Origin of the sequence: Streptomyces colonosanans (genome assembly GCF_001866645.1) — a bacterium.
Lineage (GTDB): Bacteria > Actinomycetota > Actinomycetes > Streptomycetales > Streptomycetaceae > Streptomyces > Streptomyces colonosanans.
Genome location: NZ_MLYP01000061.1, coordinates 1 through 18,492, shown reverse-complemented (window position 1 = coordinate 18,492; position 18,492 = coordinate 1). Strand labels below are relative to the sequence as shown.

General features: G+C 69.2%; 18 protein-coding genes and 2 pseudogenes. 7 read left to right on the top strand and 13 right to left on the bottom strand.

The genetic code is table 11. The features are described from left to right. The first annotated feature begins 197 nt into the window (after positions 1-197). Positions 198-1,172 (top strand): helix-turn-helix transcriptional regulator, encoded by a 975-nt coding sequence (locus BIV24_RS23955; RefSeq protein ID WP_071368495.1) that lies wholly within the window; start codon positions 198-200, stop codon positions 1,170-1,172. Between the two features lie 347 nt (positions 1,173-1,519). On the opposite strand, the gene BIV24_RS23950 is transcribed toward BIV24_RS23955, so the two are convergent. Together BIV24_RS23950 and BIV24_RS23945 are read right to left on the bottom strand one after the other, a co-directional pair. After that, positions 1,520-1,993, bottom strand: coding sequence for a M48 family metalloprotease (locus BIV24_RS23950; protein WP_071368494.1), 474 nt, complete (start codon positions 1,991-1,993; stop codon positions 1,520-1,522). Between the two features lie 409 nt (positions 1,994-2,402). After that, a complete protein-coding gene (locus tag BIV24_RS23945) occupies positions 2,403-3,875 on the bottom strand; it encodes an MFS transporter (RefSeq protein ID WP_071368493.1) in 1,473 nt (490 codons plus the stop codon). Positions 3,876-4,085: 210 nt separating this feature from the next. On the opposite strand from BIV24_RS23945, the gene BIV24_RS23940 reads away from it, so the two are divergent. Further along, positions 4,086-4,697, top strand: coding sequence for a TetR/AcrR family transcriptional regulator (locus BIV24_RS23940; RefSeq protein ID WP_071368492.1), 612 nt, complete (start codon positions 4,086-4,088; stop codon positions 4,695-4,697). A 121-nt stretch (positions 4,698-4,818) separates the two neighbouring features. Here BIV24_RS23940 and BIV24_RS23935 read toward each other — a convergent pair whose 3' ends face one another. Beyond that, entirely contained in the window at positions 4,819-5,178 is a 360-nt protein-coding gene (locus BIV24_RS23935; RefSeq protein ID WP_079168484.1) for an ArsR/SmtB family transcription factor, read from the bottom strand. 137 nt (positions 5,179-5,315) lie between these two features. Between BIV24_RS23935 and BIV24_RS23930 the strand changes: the two genes are divergently transcribed. Next, complete coding sequence (locus tag BIV24_RS23930) at positions 5,316-6,653, top strand: MFS transporter (RefSeq protein WP_071368491.1); 1,338 nt, start codon at positions 5,316-5,318, stop codon at positions 6,651-6,653. Between the two features lie 114 nt (positions 6,654-6,767). Here BIV24_RS23930 and BIV24_RS36545 read toward each other — a convergent pair. Beyond that, positions 6,768-7,058, bottom strand: a pseudogene (locus tag BIV24_RS36545) (SCO4225 family membrane protein); the annotation flags it as partial. 1 nt (position 7,059) lies between these two features. Beyond that, the gene (locus BIV24_RS23925) at positions 7,060-8,136 is read right to left on the bottom strand and encodes a ParB/Srx family N-terminal domain-containing protein (RefSeq protein WP_071368490.1); all 1,077 of its coding nucleotides are present in this window, start codon (positions 8,134-8,136) and stop codon (positions 7,060-7,062) included. A gap of 444 nt (positions 8,137-8,580) precedes the next feature. On the opposite strand from BIV24_RS23925, the gene BIV24_RS32390 reads away from it, so the two are divergent. Further along, positions 8,581-8,736: a peptidoglycan-binding domain-containing protein gene (locus tag BIV24_RS32390; protein ID WP_079168483.1), complete on the top strand. Its 156-nt coding sequence runs from the start codon at positions 8,581-8,583 to the stop codon at positions 8,734-8,736. A 35-nt stretch (positions 8,737-8,771) separates the two neighbouring features. Next, on the top strand, positions 8,772-9,551 hold the full coding sequence (locus tag BIV24_RS23920; protein ID WP_107459669.1) for a D-Ala-D-Ala carboxypeptidase family metallohydrolase: 780 nt from the start codon (positions 8,772-8,774) through the stop codon (positions 9,549-9,551). 173 nt (positions 9,552-9,724) lie between these two features. Here the strand turns inward: BIV24_RS23920 and BIV24_RS23915 are convergent, their stop codons facing one another. From BIV24_RS23915 to BIV24_RS23890, 7 genes and pseudogenes are all read right to left on the bottom strand, one after another. After that, positions 9,725-10,243 carry an HD domain-containing protein gene (locus BIV24_RS23915; RefSeq protein WP_071368489.1) on the bottom strand — a complete coding sequence of 173 codons (519 nt, stop codon included), beginning with the start codon at positions 10,241-10,243 and terminating at the stop codon, positions 9,725-9,727. Between the two features lie 117 nt (positions 10,244-10,360). Then, positions 10,361-10,531 (bottom strand): annotated as a pseudogene (locus BIV24_RS23910) (helix-turn-helix domain-containing protein); the annotation flags it as partial. 89 nt (positions 10,532-10,620) lie between these two features. Further along, positions 10,621-13,161: an ABC transporter permease gene (locus BIV24_RS23905; RefSeq protein ID WP_071368487.1), complete on the bottom strand. Its 2,541-nt coding sequence runs from the start codon at positions 13,159-13,161 to the stop codon at positions 10,621-10,623. Next, positions 13,158-13,958 carry an ABC transporter ATP-binding protein gene (locus tag BIV24_RS23900; protein ID WP_071368486.1) on the bottom strand — a complete coding sequence of 267 codons (801 nt, stop codon included), beginning with the start codon at positions 13,956-13,958 and terminating at the stop codon, positions 13,158-13,160. The genes BIV24_RS23905 and BIV24_RS23900 overlap by 4 nt, the downstream gene beginning before the upstream one ends. 187 nt (positions 13,959-14,145) lie before the next feature. Continuing rightward, a complete protein-coding gene (locus BIV24_RS34555; protein ID WP_177198804.1) occupies positions 14,146-14,430 on the bottom strand; it encodes a hypothetical protein in 285 nt (94 codons plus the stop codon). A 143-nt stretch (positions 14,431-14,573) separates the two neighbouring features. Beyond that, positions 14,574-15,002: a GerW family sporulation protein gene (locus BIV24_RS23895; protein ID WP_071368485.1), complete on the bottom strand. Its 429-nt coding sequence runs from the start codon at positions 15,000-15,002 to the stop codon at positions 14,574-14,576. Continuing rightward, positions 14,999-15,661, bottom strand: coding sequence for a class I SAM-dependent methyltransferase (locus BIV24_RS23890; RefSeq protein ID WP_071368484.1), 663 nt, complete (start codon positions 15,659-15,661; stop codon positions 14,999-15,001). The genes BIV24_RS23895 and BIV24_RS23890 overlap by 4 nt, the downstream gene beginning before the upstream one ends. 393 nt (positions 15,662-16,054) lie before the next feature. On the opposite strand from BIV24_RS23890, the gene BIV24_RS23885 reads away from it, so the two are divergent. Then, on the top strand, positions 16,055-16,528 hold the full coding sequence (locus tag BIV24_RS23885) for a carboxymuconolactone decarboxylase family protein (RefSeq protein ID WP_071368483.1): 474 nt from the start codon (positions 16,055-16,057) through the stop codon (positions 16,526-16,528). Between the two features lie 169 nt (positions 16,529-16,697). Then, positions 16,698-17,621, top strand: a complete 924-nt coding sequence (locus BIV24_RS23880; RefSeq protein WP_071368482.1) for an RNA polymerase sigma-70 factor — start codon at positions 16,698-16,700, stop codon at positions 17,619-17,621. 116 nt (positions 17,622-17,737) lie between these two features. Here BIV24_RS23880 and BIV24_RS23875 read toward each other — a convergent pair whose 3' ends face one another. Beyond that, on the bottom strand, positions 17,738-18,346 hold the full coding sequence (locus BIV24_RS23875) for a TetR/AcrR family transcriptional regulator (RefSeq protein WP_071368481.1): 609 nt from the start codon (positions 18,344-18,346) through the stop codon (positions 17,738-17,740). Between the last annotated feature and the right edge of the window lie 146 nt (positions 18,347-18,492).

Below are 18,492 nucleotides of genomic sequence, written 5' to 3'. Positions count from 1 at the left end.
GGCACTGGCTCGCACGCGTTCACCGGAACAGGTGTGCTTTCCCGAAGGGCTCGTTGTGTGGCCGCCACCGCCTACGTCTTTCTGTTCCCCCGTACGTGATCATGTGGTGTTAGGGTAACGATCTTCAGCAGACGGACGGTGACCGTAGGATTGGAGTCAGTGGGCGGTGCCATACAGGACCGCCGGGTTGGGGGGACATGCGCACACCGCGCCCGCTACAGGCCCTTGGTCTGTCCGCGACAGCGGAGGCCGCCTACCTCGCACTCGTGGAACACGGCCCACAGACCCTGGCCGAGCTCACCCACCACCCGGCACTGGCCGGATCACCCCGCACCGGCCTCCAGCACGCGCTCACCGAACTCAGCGACATCGGTCTGGTCTCACGCACCAACGACAAACTGACCGCCCAGCCGCCCCGCGCCATGCTCGAGGCCGTCGCCGAACGACGCGCACGCGAAGCCCGCACCGCCTACGAAAGCGCCACCGTCCTGTCCCGGATCTGGCTCGACCACACCGCCGGATCCAGCTACGTCGAGGTCATCGACACCTCCGAAAGACGCGAGACGCTCCAACTACGCGTCAAGAACGAAGCCATGACACAAGTACGCGCACTGTCCATAGGACCGGTCGGCGGAGGCGACCGCGTCCTGGAGGTCGGCCCGGGAACACTGGACGCGCTCGAGCGCGGCATCGCCTACCGGGTCGTCTACAGCGCCAACATCCTCCAGGACCCCAAAGCCCTGGAAGTCGCCCACGAATGCGTCGCCCGCGGCGAGCAGGCGCGGGTCTTTCCCGATGTCGCGTTGAACGTCCTGGTCTGCGACGACCGCTTCGCTGTGGTGTCCGTCACCGCGCCCGACCGCACGGGACACCACAGCATCATCGTCCAGCCCTCGGGGCTCCTGGAAGGGCTCATCGGTGTCTTCGAGTCGTACTGGCGCATCGCCGTGCCGCTGCCCGCGGCCGGTGAAGCCGTTGGGGGCGAGGCCCCTGCCGAGGGCCGGCAGCTGCTGAGTTTCCTCAGTGCCGGGCTGACCGATGAATCGATCGCCCGTGAACTCGGGGTCAGCGAGCGGACCGTCGCACGCCGTATCGCCCGCCTGCAGGAGAACCTCGGCGCCAAGACCCGCTTCCAGCTCGGGGTCCAGGCCAGCCGCCGCGGCTGGCTGTAGACCACCACCCCAGACCGGGTCCGCCTATGGGCGCACGAGGCGGGCCGGTGATCCGGCCCGCCCCGCGCGGTCTTCGGCCGCTCAGACGCTCAACGCCCTTGCGCGGTCTTCATCCGCTCACACGCTCAACGCCCTTGCGCGGTCTTCATCCACTCACACGCTCAACGCCTTGCGCGGTCTTCATCCACTCACACGCTCAACGCCTTGCGCGGTCTTCATCCGCTCAGACGCTCAACGCCTTGCGCGGTCTTCATCCGCTCGAACGTTCAACGCCCTTGCGGTTGTGGTGGGATGACAGTGGTAATGGCTACTTGGCGTCGGGCTTGACCAGGTCGGGAAGCTTGGCCTTACTTCAGCGAGGGCAGGATGTGCCCCTGGTTCGCCGCGTCGGTGGCCACGCCCGCCGCCCAACTGGAGGAGTTGAACCGCTGGTTGGGCGTGCCGTGGTGGCCGGAGCTGGTGAAGCTGCAGTCACCGACCTGGTAGAACGACTTCTCCGACTTCAGCACCCGGGCCGCGTTCAGGGACTCGCCACGGGCGTGGGTCAGGTAGTAGGTGCCCAGCGCGTCAGCCATCAGCTCGGTACGGCGGGTGGCCTCCGGACCCCTCAGGTCACTCTCGAAGAGATTGCCCTGGTACTGCACGTGGTGACCGAACTCGTGACCCAGAATGCCCCGCGGCGCGACATCGCCCAGGCCCACCGCGGTCATGCCCTGCAGGATGCCGTCACCCATGATGATCCGGTCGGAGATACCCAGCGGCTCCGGGTCGTCCTTCTCGCTGTAGGCGAAGGAGTCGGCGTCGAACACGTTCGGCGTCACAGGGGACTCCTTTCAAGGGTGCCCGGTAAGGCACCCGCAGGCGCCGCCCAGTCTGTAAGCCCAACTACCCATTATTGAATGGATCTTCACTGTCCGAAACCGGCATGTCAGAAACCCGACAACCCACCACCCGTCCCACACACCACCCACCAGAACACTCCACAACCCGAGTACGGAAGACGCGGCCTCAAACGGGGCCGATTGGAGCGTCACGCCGTCAGGGGCACGCGCCATGGGGCTGATCTCGAATGCCCGCCACAGCAGATCAAGCCCAGCCGGGCATCGGCGGCGGTCCTTTCGTAAAGCGGCGGAGCCGTTCCCCGGGGCGGGCCACGGCGCCATCGCGTTGGGGACGGAAGGGAGTTCGGCCGACCGGCATCATTGCTCGCGCGGCTGGGGGTCGGTGGCCTCAGTGGAGTGTCGGGGTCTCACGGCGGGGTCGCAGGAAGGTTCCGGCGATCAGAACGCCCAGCAGGACCAGGGCCGCGTTGACCGCGATGGCGACGGTGACTCCGTGGTGGATGGCGGAGGCGGTGGTGGCGCCCGCCGTGCTCGCGGTGACGACGGCCGACATGATCGGGGTGCCCATCGTGATGCCGACCTGCTGGGACATCGAGGCGAGACCGGTGGCGAGGCCTTGCTCGGCGTCGGGCAGGCCGCTGGTGGCGGTCACCATGAAGCCGACGATGACGAGCATGTTGCCGATGCCGCCGAAGAAGGTGGCCGGAAGCAGTAGGCCGAGTGCGGCGCCACTCGTGGTACCGAGGAAGAGCAGCGCGGCGGTGAAGACGGTCTGGATCAGTCCGCCGGCGACGAGCGCAGCCAGGGTCGAGGTGCGTGCGATGACTTTGGGTGCCATGAGGCCGCCCACCACCGTGCCAAGGCCCAGGACGCCGAAGGAGACACCGGCAGCCAGTGGCGAGAATCCGAGGGTCTTCTGGAGGTAGAGGGTCAGCAGGTAGACGAGCGAGGTCTCGGTCACGAAGGCGAGCAGGCCCAGGATGTTGCCGAAGGCCACACCGCGGCGGCGAAGCACCCGTGGCGGGACGAGCGGCTGGTAGACCTTGCGCTCGATCAGGAAGAAGGCGACGAGCAGTACGACTCCGCCGATCAGGCCGGTCAGCGCGTGGGCGTCGGTCCAGCCGTACTCTCCGGCCTGGGTGAGCCCGTAGACGAGGCTGAGCAGACCGAGGGTGACGGAAAGGGCGCCGGGCAGGTCCGGCTTCGGGCGCACCGTCGGCTTCGACTCCTTGATGACCGCCGGGGCAATGACGAGGACGGCGAGGGCGACGGGGACGTTGACGAAGAAGGCCCAGCGCCAGGAGAGCAGGTCGGTGAGGACGCCCCCGAGGATCGCGCCGGTGGTGAAACCGGCGGACATCAGGGCGCCGTTGATACCGAGCGCCTTCTGCCGCAGCGGCCCCTCGGGGAACGAGGTGGTCAACAGCGACAGCCCGGCCGGGGTAGCCGCCGCTGTGGCAAGACCCTGGGCCACGCGGGCGACGATCAGGACCGTGGGGCTCGTGGCCAGACCGCCGAGGAGGGAGGCCGTACCGAGCAGCCCGAGGCTGCCCAGGAAGATCTTCTTGCGTCCGACGAGGTCACCGATCCGCCCGAAGATGAGGGTGAAGCCGGCCGCGGACAGTGCGAAGGCGGTGGCGATCCACTGGAGGTTGGCGAGCGAGAAGCCGAGGCCGTCCCCGATCGCGGGCAGCGCGACGTTCAGGATCGAGAAGTCGACCGCCAGCATGAACTGAGCGACCAGCAGGACGGCGAGTACCAGCTTGAGCCGTCCGGTGAGCCGTTGCGGGGTGGGCGCCGGGGCGACGTCGTCGGCCGCCGTCCGCCCGGCGGACTGCGCGAGCGGCTTAATAGTGGACATGTCAGATCATTCCTTTTCCGGATTCGGCCGCCACGCACGCCGTGAGGGGGTACTGGAGGGCGGGAGGAGGAAGTAAGAGAGACACCAGTCGTAATGGGTCTACAGTTCCGTTACTGCGCTGAAGGTAGCACCTCTCTCGCCATAAAGGAACTGCGATTCCGTTAGAGTGGTGTGTGGCATCGTCAGACCAGGGATGAAGAAGGAGGAGCTATGCCCGTCACCGCAGCTCCCGGCACTGTGCGGCCAGGAGGACGGACAGCTCGCGTGCGCCAGGCCGTGCTCCGCGCGGCCGGAGACGCTCTCGCACAGGAGGGCTTCGCCGCACTCGACCTGGCCGAGATCGCACGGCGCGCAGAGGTCGGCAAGACAACCGTCTACCGCCGCTGGGGAACCCCGGCAGCTCTCGCCGCAGACCTGCTCGAGGACATGGCGGAGCAATCTCTCCCGCGCACCGACACCGGGAGCCTCGACGACGACCTCCTCGCCAACGCCCGACTCGTCGTCAAAACCCTCACCGACCCCCAACAGGGCCGCCTCTTCAGAGCGCTCATCGCCGCCTCACTCTGCGACGCGCAGACCGCCGAGGCCCTGCACCGCTTCTACACGGTCCGCGTCAACGAGTGGGCCGGCTGCGTCGCCGACGCGGTCACGCGCGGCGAACTTGCGGCCGACACCGACGCGCACGCCGTCATCGCCGCCGTCTCCGCCCCGCTCTACTACGCCTTCCTCAACACCGGCAGACCCCTCACAGAGCAAGACGCCCAACGCGCCGCCCAAGCGGCATCAGCCGCAGCACGGGCGGGAGTATGGGCAGCCCCCTAGCGCCACCGACCCCCGCGGCTGGCCGTATTACAGGTTCGGCCCATACCCAGGGCGGCTGCGTGAGCAGTTCAAGTGGTGATCTGGGGGTTCCGCACCGGCAGCCCGCGGGGGCGGGCAGCGCTCAGCCGTGCGAAGCCTGCCCACTCACCCGGTGGTCTGCATGGCCGAGCGCCTCCGTCACCAGTCGGCGCAAGTGCCCGTCGCGCAGGCTGTAGTAGACGTGGCGCCCCTCGCGGCGCGTCTCCACCAGCCCTGCCAGCCGCAGTTTCGCCAGATGCTGGCTCACGCCCGTGCGCGAGGCCTGGCATCGCTCGGCCAGCGAGCCGACGTCCGACTCGCCCTGCGTGAGCAGCCACAGCAGATGCAGCCGGGTCACATCTGCCAGCAGCGCGAAAACTTCGGTCGCCTCGACGAGGCGAGCGGTGTTGGGCGCGTGCACATGCGCATTGGTAGCAGGTAGCAACGTTTCGCGGGCGGGCATAGGGACAGCGTAGAACCCGCACGCGGCGCGCAGTCAGTCGCCGCATACCGAACCCAAGCATCAACATGTGCACACATGCGCACCTATAGGTATCGTGGGCTCTCGAGGGTCCCGTTACCCGTCCAACGGATCGCCGCATGCTCTCCGTTCTACGCAATCGCACCTACCGTCACCTCTTCACCGCCCAGATCATCGCCCTGATCGGTACGGGTCTGGCCACGGTCGCGCTCGGCCTGCTGGCGTACGACATCGCGGGCGCCGGCGCCGGCTCTGTGCTCGGCACGGCGCTGGCGATCAAGATGGTGGCGTACGTCGCGATCGCCCCGGCCATCGGCGCGATTGCCGATCGGTTGCCGCGCCGCGCGCTGATGGTGGGCGCGGACCTGACCCGGGCCGCGGTGGCGGTAATGCTGCCGTTCGTGGACCAGGTGTGGCAGGTGTACGTCCTCGTCTTCCTGCTCCAGTCGGCGTCGGCCGCGTTCACGCCCACCTTCCAGGCCGTCATTCCCGACGTGCTGCCCAAGGAGCGCGACTACACCCAGGCTCTGACACTGTCGCGCCTCGCTTATGACATGGAAAGTCTGTTCAGTCCGGCCCTCGCCGCCGCGCTGCTCTCGGTGATCTCGTACAGCTGGCTGTTCCTGGGCACGGTGACCGGCTTCCTGGCCTCGGCCGCCCTGGTGGTCTGCGCCGTCCTGCCCAAGCCGCTCACCACCGGCACTCCACGCACCGGCAGCGCGTACGCCAAGGCCACCGCCGGCACCCGCCTCTTCCTCGCCACCCCGCAACTGCGTGCCCTGCTCGCGCTCAACCTCGCGGTGGCGGCGGCGAGCGCCATGGTGACAGTCAACAGCGTGGTGTACGTCCGCGACCGGATGGGGGGAAGCGCGGCGGACGTGTCGCTGGCGCTGGGTGCGTACGGCGGCGGTTCGGTGATCGCGGCGTTGCTGCTACCCCGTGTCCTCGACCGCGTCTGCGACCGCGCAGTGATGCTGCGTGGCGCCCTGCTGCTCACGCCGGTCTTCGCCGCGCTCGGCGCCGTCACGGCGGCCGGGAGCGGCGGTTGGCGCCGGCCTGCGCTGCTGCTGACCTGGGCGGCCTTCGGCGCCGCGTGCTCGATGGTGCTCACGCCGAGCGGGCGTCTGATCCGCCGCTGCGCGCCGCCGCAAGAGCGTGTGTCGGCGTTCGCCGCGCAGTTCTCCCTCTCGCACAGTTGCTGGCTGCTGACATATCCGCTGGCCGGCTGGCTCGGCGCGGCGGCGGGCCTGCAGTCGGCGGTGGTCACGCTGGGCGCGATCGCTCTGGCGGCCGGCCTTCTGGCGGTGCGTCTGTGGCCGGCGAGGGAGCGGAGGGTCGTCGAGCACGAGCACACCGACCTGCACGACGGTCACCCCCACCTGGTGGGCGCGGTACGGATACCGAACGGCTGGCGGCACAGCCACGACCACCTGGCTGACGGGCTGCACACCCGGTGAGGGCTGGGCCGGGCGCGCTCCGTCCTCGACGGCCCGGCGCACCCGGCGCGACCGGTAACCGGAAGGTCGCGACGCATGCGCCTCCTTCAGGCGGCCGGGCGCATCCCGTGCCCGCAGCCTGCGTGCCGGCAGGCCGAACAGCACAGCGTTGAACAGCCCGGACAGGGCCGCGCGGACGGAGAAGATCAAGGGGCTCAGCCGGTCGAACGAGGAGGCCCACTCGGCGGGTGCCGTCACCAGAAAGGCGACGATGCAGAGCGGCGCCGTGGTCATGAACGGCCCGATCCCTGCGAACCCCGGGTCCGGCAGGGCCGACAGGGAGGTTCGACCGGCGACGCCGGCAGCGACGAGACCGCGTCGGCCGCCGACGTCGCCGAGGATCGCGGTCCCGCCGGTTGGGGGCATCTCAGCCCAGGCCGTGCGCGCGCTTGTACTCCAGCGCGTAGGCGAGCTTCCCGGGCTTGGCGTTGGAATACGGCTTGCTCAGCTTGTTGAACTCACCCTTGTCTGCCGCACTGCCGTCGTTCCACTGATCCAGCGCGCCGAGATCGGCGGCGGTGAAGCCGCTGGCGACGACGGCGGCCTTGGGCAACGCCGTCATCGCCTCGGTCAGCGACTTGACGGTGGCCAGGTAGTTGTCGAGGTCGTTCGGGTTCCAGTCGGCAAGGTCGATCGGCTCGGCGTCACGGGCCCAGCTGCCCCAGTAGAACTCCTGGAACGGCAGCCCGTTCTGTGCGTACCCGATGTCACGGCCGAAGTAGAGCAGGCTGCGGTACCTGTCGTCGGCGAAGTTGGCCAGGCCCAGGCTGGTCGGCAGCTTGTTCACAGCGACCTGGTTGCCCTCGGGGTCGCGAAGGTACACCCACTTGTGTGCCTTCATCTCGTCCCAGAAGGTCTGGCGGGGAAGGTTGCTCAAGTTGGCCTGCACCCGCAGCCGAACGTGCAGGCTGGCCCCGCCGTCGGGGGTCTCGTAGAAGGATGTGAGTGTGTGGTGCCCGTCGGTGAGGAACGGTTCGCCACCGGGGCCGATGACGACGGTCTTCATGAGGGCGACGCTGTCCGCCGTCTCCGCCCCGACGGGGAGTTCACAGGTGAACGACGACGGGTCGTCCAGGCGCGCGCCGGGCGGCACGGTCGCCGCCGCTGTCCGCCCGTCGGCCTCGCACCAATCGTCGAACTTCTTGTTGATCCCGTCCTTGCCGAGGGTGTAGCGGCCGAGCTTGTAGTACACCTCGTCATAGCCGAGCGACGGCTGGGTCGGGTGCACGTCTCCGATGCGGACGTCGAGCAGGTCACCGGGCTCGGCACAGAGGTAACTCGCGAACGGCGTACTGCGGTTGTCGTGGCCGCAGAACGACGGCCGGATGCCCGGAGCACCAGGTGCGGCTACAGCGACCGGCGCCAGTGCGGCAACGCCGGCCCCGGTGACGGCGAGGGCCACCCCGAGGACCGAGGCCCGGCGGGACGGAGATCCGATGCGCATGACAACTGCTCCTTGCGATAGGGAGAATGTCGACGGCCAGCGTGCGATTGATCGCCCAATGCGCTGAATAATCTCGGTGACACCCCGGCGAGCCGTAGGTGAACAATTCACCGCCAACCGGCTCCCAGGATTTTCTGCCGGGTTTCCGCCCGTACCACTCCAGAATCACCACGCGGATCCTCGCGTGGCCGGTTCTGGTCGCCCGTTCCTCGGCCGCCGAGAACGCAGAAACCTCAGGTCCGATCCGGGCGGGGCCCGCTGGGATTCAACTTCCTGCAACCAAGGGTATGTTGCGGGCATGTCAATGCATCCTTTATGTTTACGCGCGTCAACTCGACTGGCACGCTGAAGAGTTGATGGCATTGCCGGTACCTACTGACCACCCGACCGCGACCGGCACTCACCAACCGCTCACAGTTCCGACGCCCCCACTACCGACCGTCGATGACCCCACCACGGCCACCCCGGCCCGAGCGCATCGCAGCGTCCCTCTCGTTCGGGCCCGCGACCGACTCCGCGGTGCGTTCGTTCCAGTCCGCGCACAGTCTCACCGTCGACGGCATCGTCGGTTCCAACACCTGGCAGGCCCTGGTCGCTTGACCGTCGGCGCGTCATCACCAAAGGAGGAGACTTCCATGAATCCGGCACGACACTCCAGTCCCGGTATCGACCGCCGCGCCCTGCTCCGGGGAGCGGCGGGGCTCACGACCACGCTCGGCCTGGCGGCGACCGTCAGCCTCGGAACGGCGGGCAGAGCCTCGGCCTACGGCTGGACCCGTACCCTTCAGCAGGGTGCGTCCGGCTCCGACGTGGTGGAACTGCAGATCCGCGTCGGCGGCTGGGCCGCGTCCAGCGCCCAGCAGACCTTTGTCTCCTGGGACGGCGCCTTCGGCCCGGCCACGGCCGCCGCCGTCCAACGCTTCCAGTCCGTCTACGGCCTGAGCGCGGACGGCATCGTCGGCCCGCAGACCCAGAGTGTGCTGAACAGCCTCGAAGCCGGCGACGGGTCGACCGCCCACTTCAACTTCAGCGAGTTCTACTCCAAGGACGGCGCCGGCTTCAACAACGGCAAGGTCGGGTCCGCGACCGTCAAAGAGAACGTACGCCGGCTGATGTACAAGCTGGAAGCCGTGCGTATGAAGGCCGGCAACAGCGCGATCACGATCAACTCCGGCTTCCGCAGCATCGCGCACAACGCCGCGTCGGGCGGCGCGTCCAACAGCATGCACCTCTACGGCGTCGCCGCGGACATCGTCGTCTCCGGCCACAGCACCCTGCAGACCTACAGGATCGCCGAGACCTGCGGCTTCTCCGGCCTCGAGGCGTACACGCACTCGTGGCAGCACGTCGACAGCCGCGTCCAGTACCCCTCTTACGGCTCCGGCTCGTGGTGGTGGGAGAGCGGCGTGGCGTGAGCCGCCCGCTCCGGCACACCGGGCCCGTCCGCGCCGTCATGGCAGGGACGGGCCCACCCGGATGTCAAAGGGTGAGCTGCACCCCGCGATCACGAAGCTGAGAAGCCGACGATCACGGGCAGGATGTCACCCTCGACCAGCTCGGCGTCGGCCATCTCTGCGTCGACGGTCGGTCATGATCCAGCCCGCTGGCGGAGTTCACCGAGAAGCCCTGGGTTGACGATCGAAATGACGGTCTCGATCTGCTCGGGATCGACGGCGGGCCACAGGATGTCCCGCGCGGCCCGGTACTTCGCGGTGAGGCGTGCCCGCTGCTCCGAAGGGAGCTGGGCGGCGCGGTCGGGGTGGGAGTTGTGCGCGTTGTCAGCGATCTTGACCAGGGTGGCGTCTCGGCTGGAAGTGATGCGCCGGATCTTCTCCTCGTAGGGGACGCCGGGGATGTTGGTGACGACCTCGACGATGCCGACGACTCGATCCAGGACGCCGAAGGCGCGCAGTTGTCGGGCCGTGTAGTCGGTGTCCTCGATGACGTCATGGAGCAGGCCGGCCATCTCCAGGTCCGGGCCGAACGGTGCGAGTCCTGCGGCGACGGCGCGGACGTGGTCGACGTATTGCACGCCGACCTTGTCGACCTGTCCGGCATGCGCTCTCTTCGCGAGCATGTCGACGTCGGTGACGGTCACTTCACCCATGATCCCCACTCATATAGCCAGGGGGAAATTGTACGGGGCTGATCGCCGCGCAGGGCGACGGTGGCCACTCTGGAGAACGGGCCGGGTCATCGACAAGGCCAACGACCCGGGCTCCCCTCAGCCGTTCAGGCCCAGCTCACCCGCGCGCACCCCGGCCTGGAATCGCGAACTCGCGCCGAGGACGTCGAGTGGTTCGGCGACCCGGCGACGGCAGGTCCGCAGGGACATGCCGAGTTCCCGCGCGGCTGTCTCATCGGTGGCACCCGATCCCAGCGCGCGCAGAACCGTCCAGCTCTCCACGGCGAGCCGGTGCCGGTCGCGGTCGACCCCTCTCTGACCGTCCGCGACCGGCTCCCGGCGTGCTCGGTGAGCAGGCACTACTGCCGTGCGCTACCGGCTTCGATCGGCCGCGTGCGCAACAGTGCGAGTGTGGGCAGGCCGGTGGCGGCGAGGCTGAGGAGGACGGCTCCGGCGACCAGTTGCCCTGCGGTGCCGATCGGGATGTACGGGGCGGCTCCGGTGAGGCCGCGGGCGATGGGGACAAGGGTGGTCCAGGCGATGGCGCCACCGACGACGAGGCCGGATACGGCGACGAGGAGGGCTTCCCAGCTCATCATGTCCCGCACTTGTCGGCGGGTGGTGCCGGAGAGGCGGAGCAAGCCGATTTCGCGGCGGCGGTCGAGAACGGTCATCACGAGGGTGTTGGCGGCGGCGACGGCGGCGAATCCGCCGAGCACGGCAGCCATGACGGTATTGGCCCAGGCGTTGAGCTCCTGGTCCCGGTCGGCCTGGGCGCCGTACCCGGCCGCGTCGGTGACGGTCGCCCCCGGAGCGAGTGCGGTCAGTTGCCGGGCCATGGCCTGCCGGTCGGCACCAGGAGTGGCCGCGATGAGCACCTGGCTGTCCAGGGCGGCCGTCACATGCGCGGCGACCGCGGCACGGGGCATCACGGCCCCTCCCACTCCCAGGCCGCGTTCGTAGGTGGCGACCACGATGGGCCGGACCTTGGTGCCGTCGCCCAGCCGCAGGGAGACCCGGTCACCGGTTTTCACGTCCAGGTCCTTGGCGATCGTGGTGTCCAGCGCGACCGTCCCGGATCCGAGTGCGCTCAGCGACCCGCTCTGCACGCCGAGGTCGAGCACCTTGGGCAGGCTGCCCGGGTCACCGGAGACGCCCAGGACCGTCGTCGAGTTCAGTTCGCTGCCGGCCCGGTAGACGGCCCCGGTGCGCAGCACTCCGGTCGCGGAATCCACGCCCGGTACCCGGGCCGCCCGCTCGACGGTGGTCGCGGGCAGGCCAGGGCCGGTCGAGCCGAGCACGTGGTCGGCGACGACCGCGCGCTTGACGTTCTCAGCGGAGGCGTGGCGGATGGTGCTCTGCATGAAGAGCAGCGTTCCGCAGAAGGCGGTGACCATGATGATCGGAGTGATGGCGGAGGCCAGGCGGCGGGCCTGGGCGCGTGTGTTGTCGGCGGCCAGGGAGCCGGCGGCTCCGGCGGCGCCCGCCCGCAGGGGCAGGCCGAGGACGCTCGCGCACAGGCGGGCCAGCAGGGGGCCGAGCAGAGCGACGGCGAGCAGGAAGCACATGATCACGCCGAGGGCTGTGTTGGCGGCGTCGCTGCCGCCGAGACGGGCGGCGAGGTTGGCGAGTACACCACCACCCGCGAGGGCGGCCAGCCCCATGACGATCCGGATCACGCCGGGCCGGGCGCGCTCCACGGAGGCTTCCCCGAGCGCCTGGCTGGGGCGAAGCCTCGCGGGTCGACGGGCGGCCACCCAGCCGGCCGTCAGCGCGGCCAGCAAGCAGGCCCCCACCGCGACCACCATCGGCAGCACACCGACGTCCAGGGACACTTGCTCGGGTACGGCACCGCGGTCGACGAGTTCACCGAACCACCAGCGGGCCAGTGCCAGGCCCGGCAGCACTCCCAGGGCGGCTGCGACGGGTGCGAGGATCACTGCCTCGGTGGCGATGGTACGGCGGATCTGACGGGGCGTCGCGCCGATCGCACGCAGCATGGCGAACTCACGCGCACGCTGCCCCGTGGCCAGAGCGATCGTGCCCATGACCACGAACACGGCGGTCAGCGCCGCGACGCCGCCGAAGGAACCACCCACCCCGGTCAGAACCTCCTTGCCCTCAGTGAGAGCCGCCACTTCCACGGCTCCACGCTCGTCACCGGTGGCAACCTTGGCGCGGCCGTGCACTTCCTGACGTACCTGCCCGGCCAGGGCGGAGACGGTCACGCCCGCACGGGGGGTCACGGCGATGGCATCCACCGTCCCGGGGTGCCCGGACAGCTTCTCGGCCACACCGTCCGCGAACCACACACTGGGGCCGTCAGCCTTCGCGGAGATCAGCCCGGAGACCACGTAACTCCCGCTGCCGCCGGGGGCGATCAGCGAGAGCCGGTCTCCCGGCGCAAGGCCTGCGGCTCGGGCGGCGCTCTCCTCCAGTACGACCTCCCCGGCCCCAGGCGCGTGCCTCTTCTGCGTGGCGGAGGAGTCAGCAGCGGTGAGGGCGGCTGCCGAGAAGTTCCGTCCGGTCAGCGCGGGCAGCGCGCCCGCCTTCTTCACCACCTGGAGGGGGAAGGACAGATCCGGCACGACCGCGGCCACTGCGGGGCGGGCGGCGATCTTGGCCACCAGTGCCTTGTCGACGCGGCTGCGCTCCGGCAGAGCGATCTGCGTCGATGCCCTCTCCCCGCCCTCCTGGTAACTGAACCGGGCGTAGGGATCACCGGAGACCACCACGGGGGAATCCGCGTAGCGCACGGCCTCCACGTGCGCGGTGATGCCGGTCTGCAGCAGGGTGCCGCAGGCGGTGATGATCAACGCTCCCAGCAGCAATGCGACGAAGCTGCCCGCGAAGGACGCGGGCCTGAAGCGCACGGAGGCCCGCGCGAGACCGTTCGTCACGCCGCCGCCCCCGCGAACTCATCGGCCTCAGCGGTCAGTTTCACCATCCGGTCGGCCACCGTCTGCGGGTCGGGGTGCCACAGATTCCCCACCAGCGCCCCATCGGCCAGGAAGAGCACCTGGTCCGCGTGGGACGCGGCCACCGGGTCATGGGTGACCATGACGACCGTGGCACCCATCGCGTCGACCGCGCGGCGCAGCAGCCCCAGGACCTCCCGGGCGGTCCGGGTGTCCAGGGCGCCGGTCGGCTCGTCCGCGAACACCACCTCCGGCTCCGTTATCAGCGCGCGGGCGATGGCCACGCGCTGCTGCTGTCCGCCCGACAACTGCCCAGGACGCCTGCTCCCGTGGTCTGGGAGTCCGACTTCGGCCAGGAGTTGCTGTGCCCGCCGCCGGTCCTGCCGCTCACCCGCGAGCCGCTGGGGCAGCAGCACGTTCTGCAGCACGGTCAGGGACGGCAAAAGGTTGAAGGACTGGAAGACGAACCCGACGCGCGTGCGCCGCAGCTTCGTCAGCCGGTCCTCGCTCAGGTGGGTGATCTCTTCCCCACCGAGCAGCACCTGCCCCGAGGTCGGCCGGTCCAGACCGGCGGCACACTGCAGGAACGTGCTCTTCCCCGACCCCGACGGGCCCATCACCGCGGTGAAGCTGCCCCGCTCCAGCGCCAGATCCACCCCGCGTAGCGCCTGCACGGCCGTAGCGCCTCGCCCATAAGCGCGGGTGGCGGCACGCAGCTCGATCGCAGGGGGCCTGCTCCGGTCCCGCTCGGTGTCCATGCTGTCGCGGCGCCACGCCATGACGTTCCTTCCTTTGCTGGTCAACTGCGTCATCGACGGTAATCAGGGAGTAAAGCGCCGGCCATACAGTCAGCCAGGCTCTTCTTGGTAGGGATATCCCCCGGCCGGGTGGGCACGGGCCCCCGCTTCGGCGCTCCGTGTCACACGGTGATCGGCTTCTCGGAGGGGGGCCTGGCCGTCGGCGGAGTCAGAGCTTGTCGGTCTCCCGGACCTGGTGGAGGTGGATGAGTACGTCGTACGCCTGGCCGATGGTGAGGGTGGTGCCCTTCTTGAAAACCGTGCCGGCGTCGTAGGTGGGGCGTGCGGTGTTCAGCCAGGTGCGGGCCGCGGACGGGAGCGTGCGCAGGTCGAGGTAGCGCAAGCGCTCGCAAGTCGCCGTGGTGCGGCTGCTCGGCGCACTGGGGCTGTCGGGTCTCCCCCTGGCGGGATTCGCGGCGTTCACGGCCGTGTACACCGGCCTGCTGAGGTACACCGTGACACGCTGGGCGACCCTTCGGCAGTTGGCGGAGCGTCGGGCGAGCGGAGAAGGCACAGACAGCTGAGTTCGACACCGCCTGGAGACTCGGTCCGGTGACGGCGCCGGCACGGCTTCACACCGTGCCATGAGCGGCGCAGTCAGCGGCGGGGCTGCTTGCCCCGGAACAAAGCGCGCACTGACTTGGATCCCATGATTCCGGCCAGGAGTACCGCTATTGGGAGCGCGACACCTTTCCAGGGGCCGCGGATGGGCTTGTAGACGGCTGTGCCGTCCTTGATCTCGATGAAGCCGAGCGGCCTGGCTCCGACACCGCCTCCGCCGCCTCCGCCCTCGGTGTTTTTGGCGGTGCCGGTCTCGCGTCCGGCGCCGCCGCAGAATCCGAAGCCGACGCGGGCGACGGGGATGACGGTGATGCCGTCCTGGGTGACCGGTTCGCCGTACACGGCGGTCACCGACGCACGGCCGCCGAGCTTCTCAGCCAGCCGTTCCATCAGGGTGACGGAGGCGTGGTCCGCGGTGGGATCCCTGGGTGGGACGGGTGCGTTCGTCTCGTCGGTACCGCTCATCGGGGATCTGCTTCCTGAGGGCGCTCGGCAGTACCGAGGATGTGGGTGGCGGCCGGGAAGGGGATTCGGGTGGGAGGGAAGGCGAACTTCTCCATCTGTGTGAGAGTGAACCCGGCTGCAATGATGGCGGTTTGGGTGTCGCGGCCGGTGTGGCAGCCGCCGCACAGCAGCGGCCAGACGGTCGCGTCCACAGCCCGCTGGACGCGGCGCATGCCCGGCGTGTCCGCCTGCACGTGCTCGAAGAAACGCAAGTGGCCGCCGGGCCGCAGGACGCGGCGGATCTCGGCGAGTGCCGCGGCCTGGTCGGCCACTGAGCACAGGGTGAGGCAGACCACGGCCGCGTCGAACGAGGCGTCGGGCGTGGGGAGTTGCTCGGCACGGCCATCAACGACCTGCACCTCGGCGGGGACGGTCCGGGCCGCCTGTTCGGCCAGGGCACGCAGCCGCGGCTCCGGCTCGATGGCCAGAATCCGTTTCACCTCGGGCGAATAGTGCGGGAAGTTCAGTCCGTTGCCCGCACCGATCTCAATGACCTGGCCGGACAGGCCGGCGAGGAGTTTCCTGCGGTACTGGGTGATGCCAGCCTTCTCCAGGGCGGGTCCTGCGACCGCGGCGTAGTACCGGGCGAACACGGGGCGACGGAGAATCGGTTGGACCATGGCGGGTCACCGGCTTCCTCTCCAGGGTGTTGTCCGACGGTGATCGCGGGCTCCGATGTTCAGCGGAGGTGCCTCACGGTGAAGACACCTCACGATAGGACAGAGCCTGTCGCTTCCGCCAGCGCCTCGCTGCACCGGCTGTTCGAACTGACAGACCCAACGGCCCGCCTCGTCTCCCGCACGCGGTTGCCCGCAGCCCCCGTCATCAACGCGACGGACGGCACTGCCGCTCGACTGCCGAGGGCTGTCACCTCCCCTCCGGGCACTGGAGCACTTCGTCGGCTGACGCGCACCGACGACCGGGAGACGCAGGTCACATTCGTCCATGTCACAGGAGGCCGGGCTACCTCGTCTCAGGAGGTGTAGCCACGGACGAACACAGAGGAGCACACCATGAACGCCCGGCTGAACTACTTCGCGAGCCCGACCGCCGGCAAGACGCTCAAGCACTTCATGTCGGCCGGTAAGACACTCAAGGACTCGCCGCTGCCGGCCGCGACGCAGGAGCTGGTGGCGCTGCGCGTGAGCCAGATCAACGGCTGCGCGGTCTGCATCGACATGCACACCAAGGAAGCCGCCGCTGCCGGCGAGACCCCGGTGCGGCTGAACCTGGTCGCGGCGTGGCGGGAGGCCACGGTCTTCACCGAGGCCGAGCGTGCCGCGCTGGAACTGGCGGAGGAGGGGACGCGGGTGGCGGATGCGGCCCGTGGGGTCAGCGACGAGGTGTGGGCGCACGCCGCCAAGCATTACGACGAGGAGCAGCTCACCGCCCTGGTAGTCCTGGTCTCCTTCATGAACGCGGTGAACCGGCTGAACATCATCTCCCAGCAGCCGGCCGGTGACTACGAGGTCGGGCAGTTCCACTGAGAGGTGGGGAGGCGATACCGGCATCTGCACCAGGCTCGGGGCCCTGCTGCGGGCTCCGGGCCGCCGGGTTCGGGGCGTTACTGTGTCCCGTCAGCGGATGATCAACGGAAGATGCCTGCGCCGACGGGTGCGGCCGGGTGTGAAGGCATGCACGGCAAGGGGGTTCGGCGTGGGCAAAGTCGAGGAGTTCGAGGAGCTGCGGCCACTGCTGTTCTCGATCGCCTATCGGATTCTGGGCAGCGTGGGCGAGGCCGAGGACGCGGTGCAGGAGACATGGCTGCGCTTTGACGGCTCGGCGACCCGGCCCACGTCGACCAAGGCCTACCTGTCGGCCGCGGTGACACGGATCTCGATCGATGTGCTGCGCTCCGCGCGGGTACGGCGGGAGGAGTACGTGGGCCCCTGGTTTCCCGAGCCGCTGCTGAGCGATCCGTATCAGGATCCGGCGCGGGCGGTGGAGCTGGCCGACTCGGTATCGATGGCGGCGCTGCTGCTGTTGGAGCGGCTCAGCCCGCTGGAGCGGGCGGTGTTCGTGCTGCGGGAGGTGTTCGCCTTCGGGTTCGACGAGGTCGCGGCGGCGGTGGGGCGTTCGGAGGCGGCATGCCGGCAGTTGCTGGTGCGGGCGCGGCAGCACATGGAGGCCGGGCGACCACGGTTCGCAGCGGACCGGCAGGAGCGGCAGGAGCTGGCGACGCGGTTCTTGGACGCGCTGAAGGACGGCGATGTGGGCGGGTTGCAGCATCTACTGGCCGCCGATGTGCAGTTGGTCGGGGACGGCGGCGGCAAGGCGCCGCAGCTGGCCAGGGCCATCATGGGCACGGAGAACGTGGCCCGGGTGCTGGGCACGGTCTTCCCCTTGATGAGCCGCGTCGACGTGTCGTTCGAGCTGCACGAGGTCAACGGCCAGCCCGGCGCGATCTTCCGCGACCGGGACGGAAAGGTGCTCTTCGCCCTGGCCCTCGACGTACTCGACGGGCAGATTCAGACCATCCGCACGGTGATCAACCCCGACAAGCTCGGCCACATCGGGCCGGTCGCGGACGCCTGGGCCCTCGACCGCGAGGTGAAGCAGGCCCGTCGACAGCGGAACTGACCTCGGGAAAGTGCTGCATCCGAGGCAGAGGATTGACGTGGAGCCGGCCGGCCTCTGTGATCACGTCGGCCGCGGCTCACGCGTCTTCAAGCTGACACCCTGGGACGGCCCTCAGGTCAGCTGTCAGGCTGCTCGGCCCGGAGGTACCGCTGCAAGATGAGGCGGAGGGTGGGCAACTGCTCGGTCGGCTTGAATGCCGGGCTCGTGGCCGCACTGGTGTAGAGCAGGCCGATCAGGGCCAGGACCCATGTCGCGGTGTCGTCCGGGTCCAGGCCGGGGTCGATCCGACCGGCATCGGAGGCCTTCGACAGCAGTGCCGCGATCGCCGCGTGCTCGTGGGCGTTGCCGCGGCTCAGCAGCGCTTCGAGTTCGGCGTCGCGGTACGCCTGGACCATCGCCTCCATCACCAGCGGTGGGGCCAGCGGTTCCGCCGCCGGGGCGGCGAGGAAATCCACGAGCTCCAACAGCGCTTCCCACGGGTCGGCGGCGGCCTGCGCCTGCGCCAGACGTTCGGCTTTACCTTCCTCGTCGTCCTCGAACACGGCGAGGAAGATCGCCCGCTTGTTGGGGAAGTAGTGGAACAGGTTGCCCGCGCTCATGCCTGCCGCCTTGCAGATCTCGGCAGTCGTGGTGCGCTCGTACCCTTTCGCGGCGAACAGGCCGGCCGCGACACCCAGAATGTGCCGTCGACGTGCCTGGTGCTTGGCCGGGTCGACCTTCCTCATCGCATCCTTCCTGATCGAAGCTCAGGGCAACACCTTACCCAACGGCCATTATTAGACCGAGCACTCGGTTTATGATTATGGTCGATGCTCCGTCACACCCCATCGGGAAGGAGCACCCATGCCCCCTGCCCTGTCCACCCCCACCC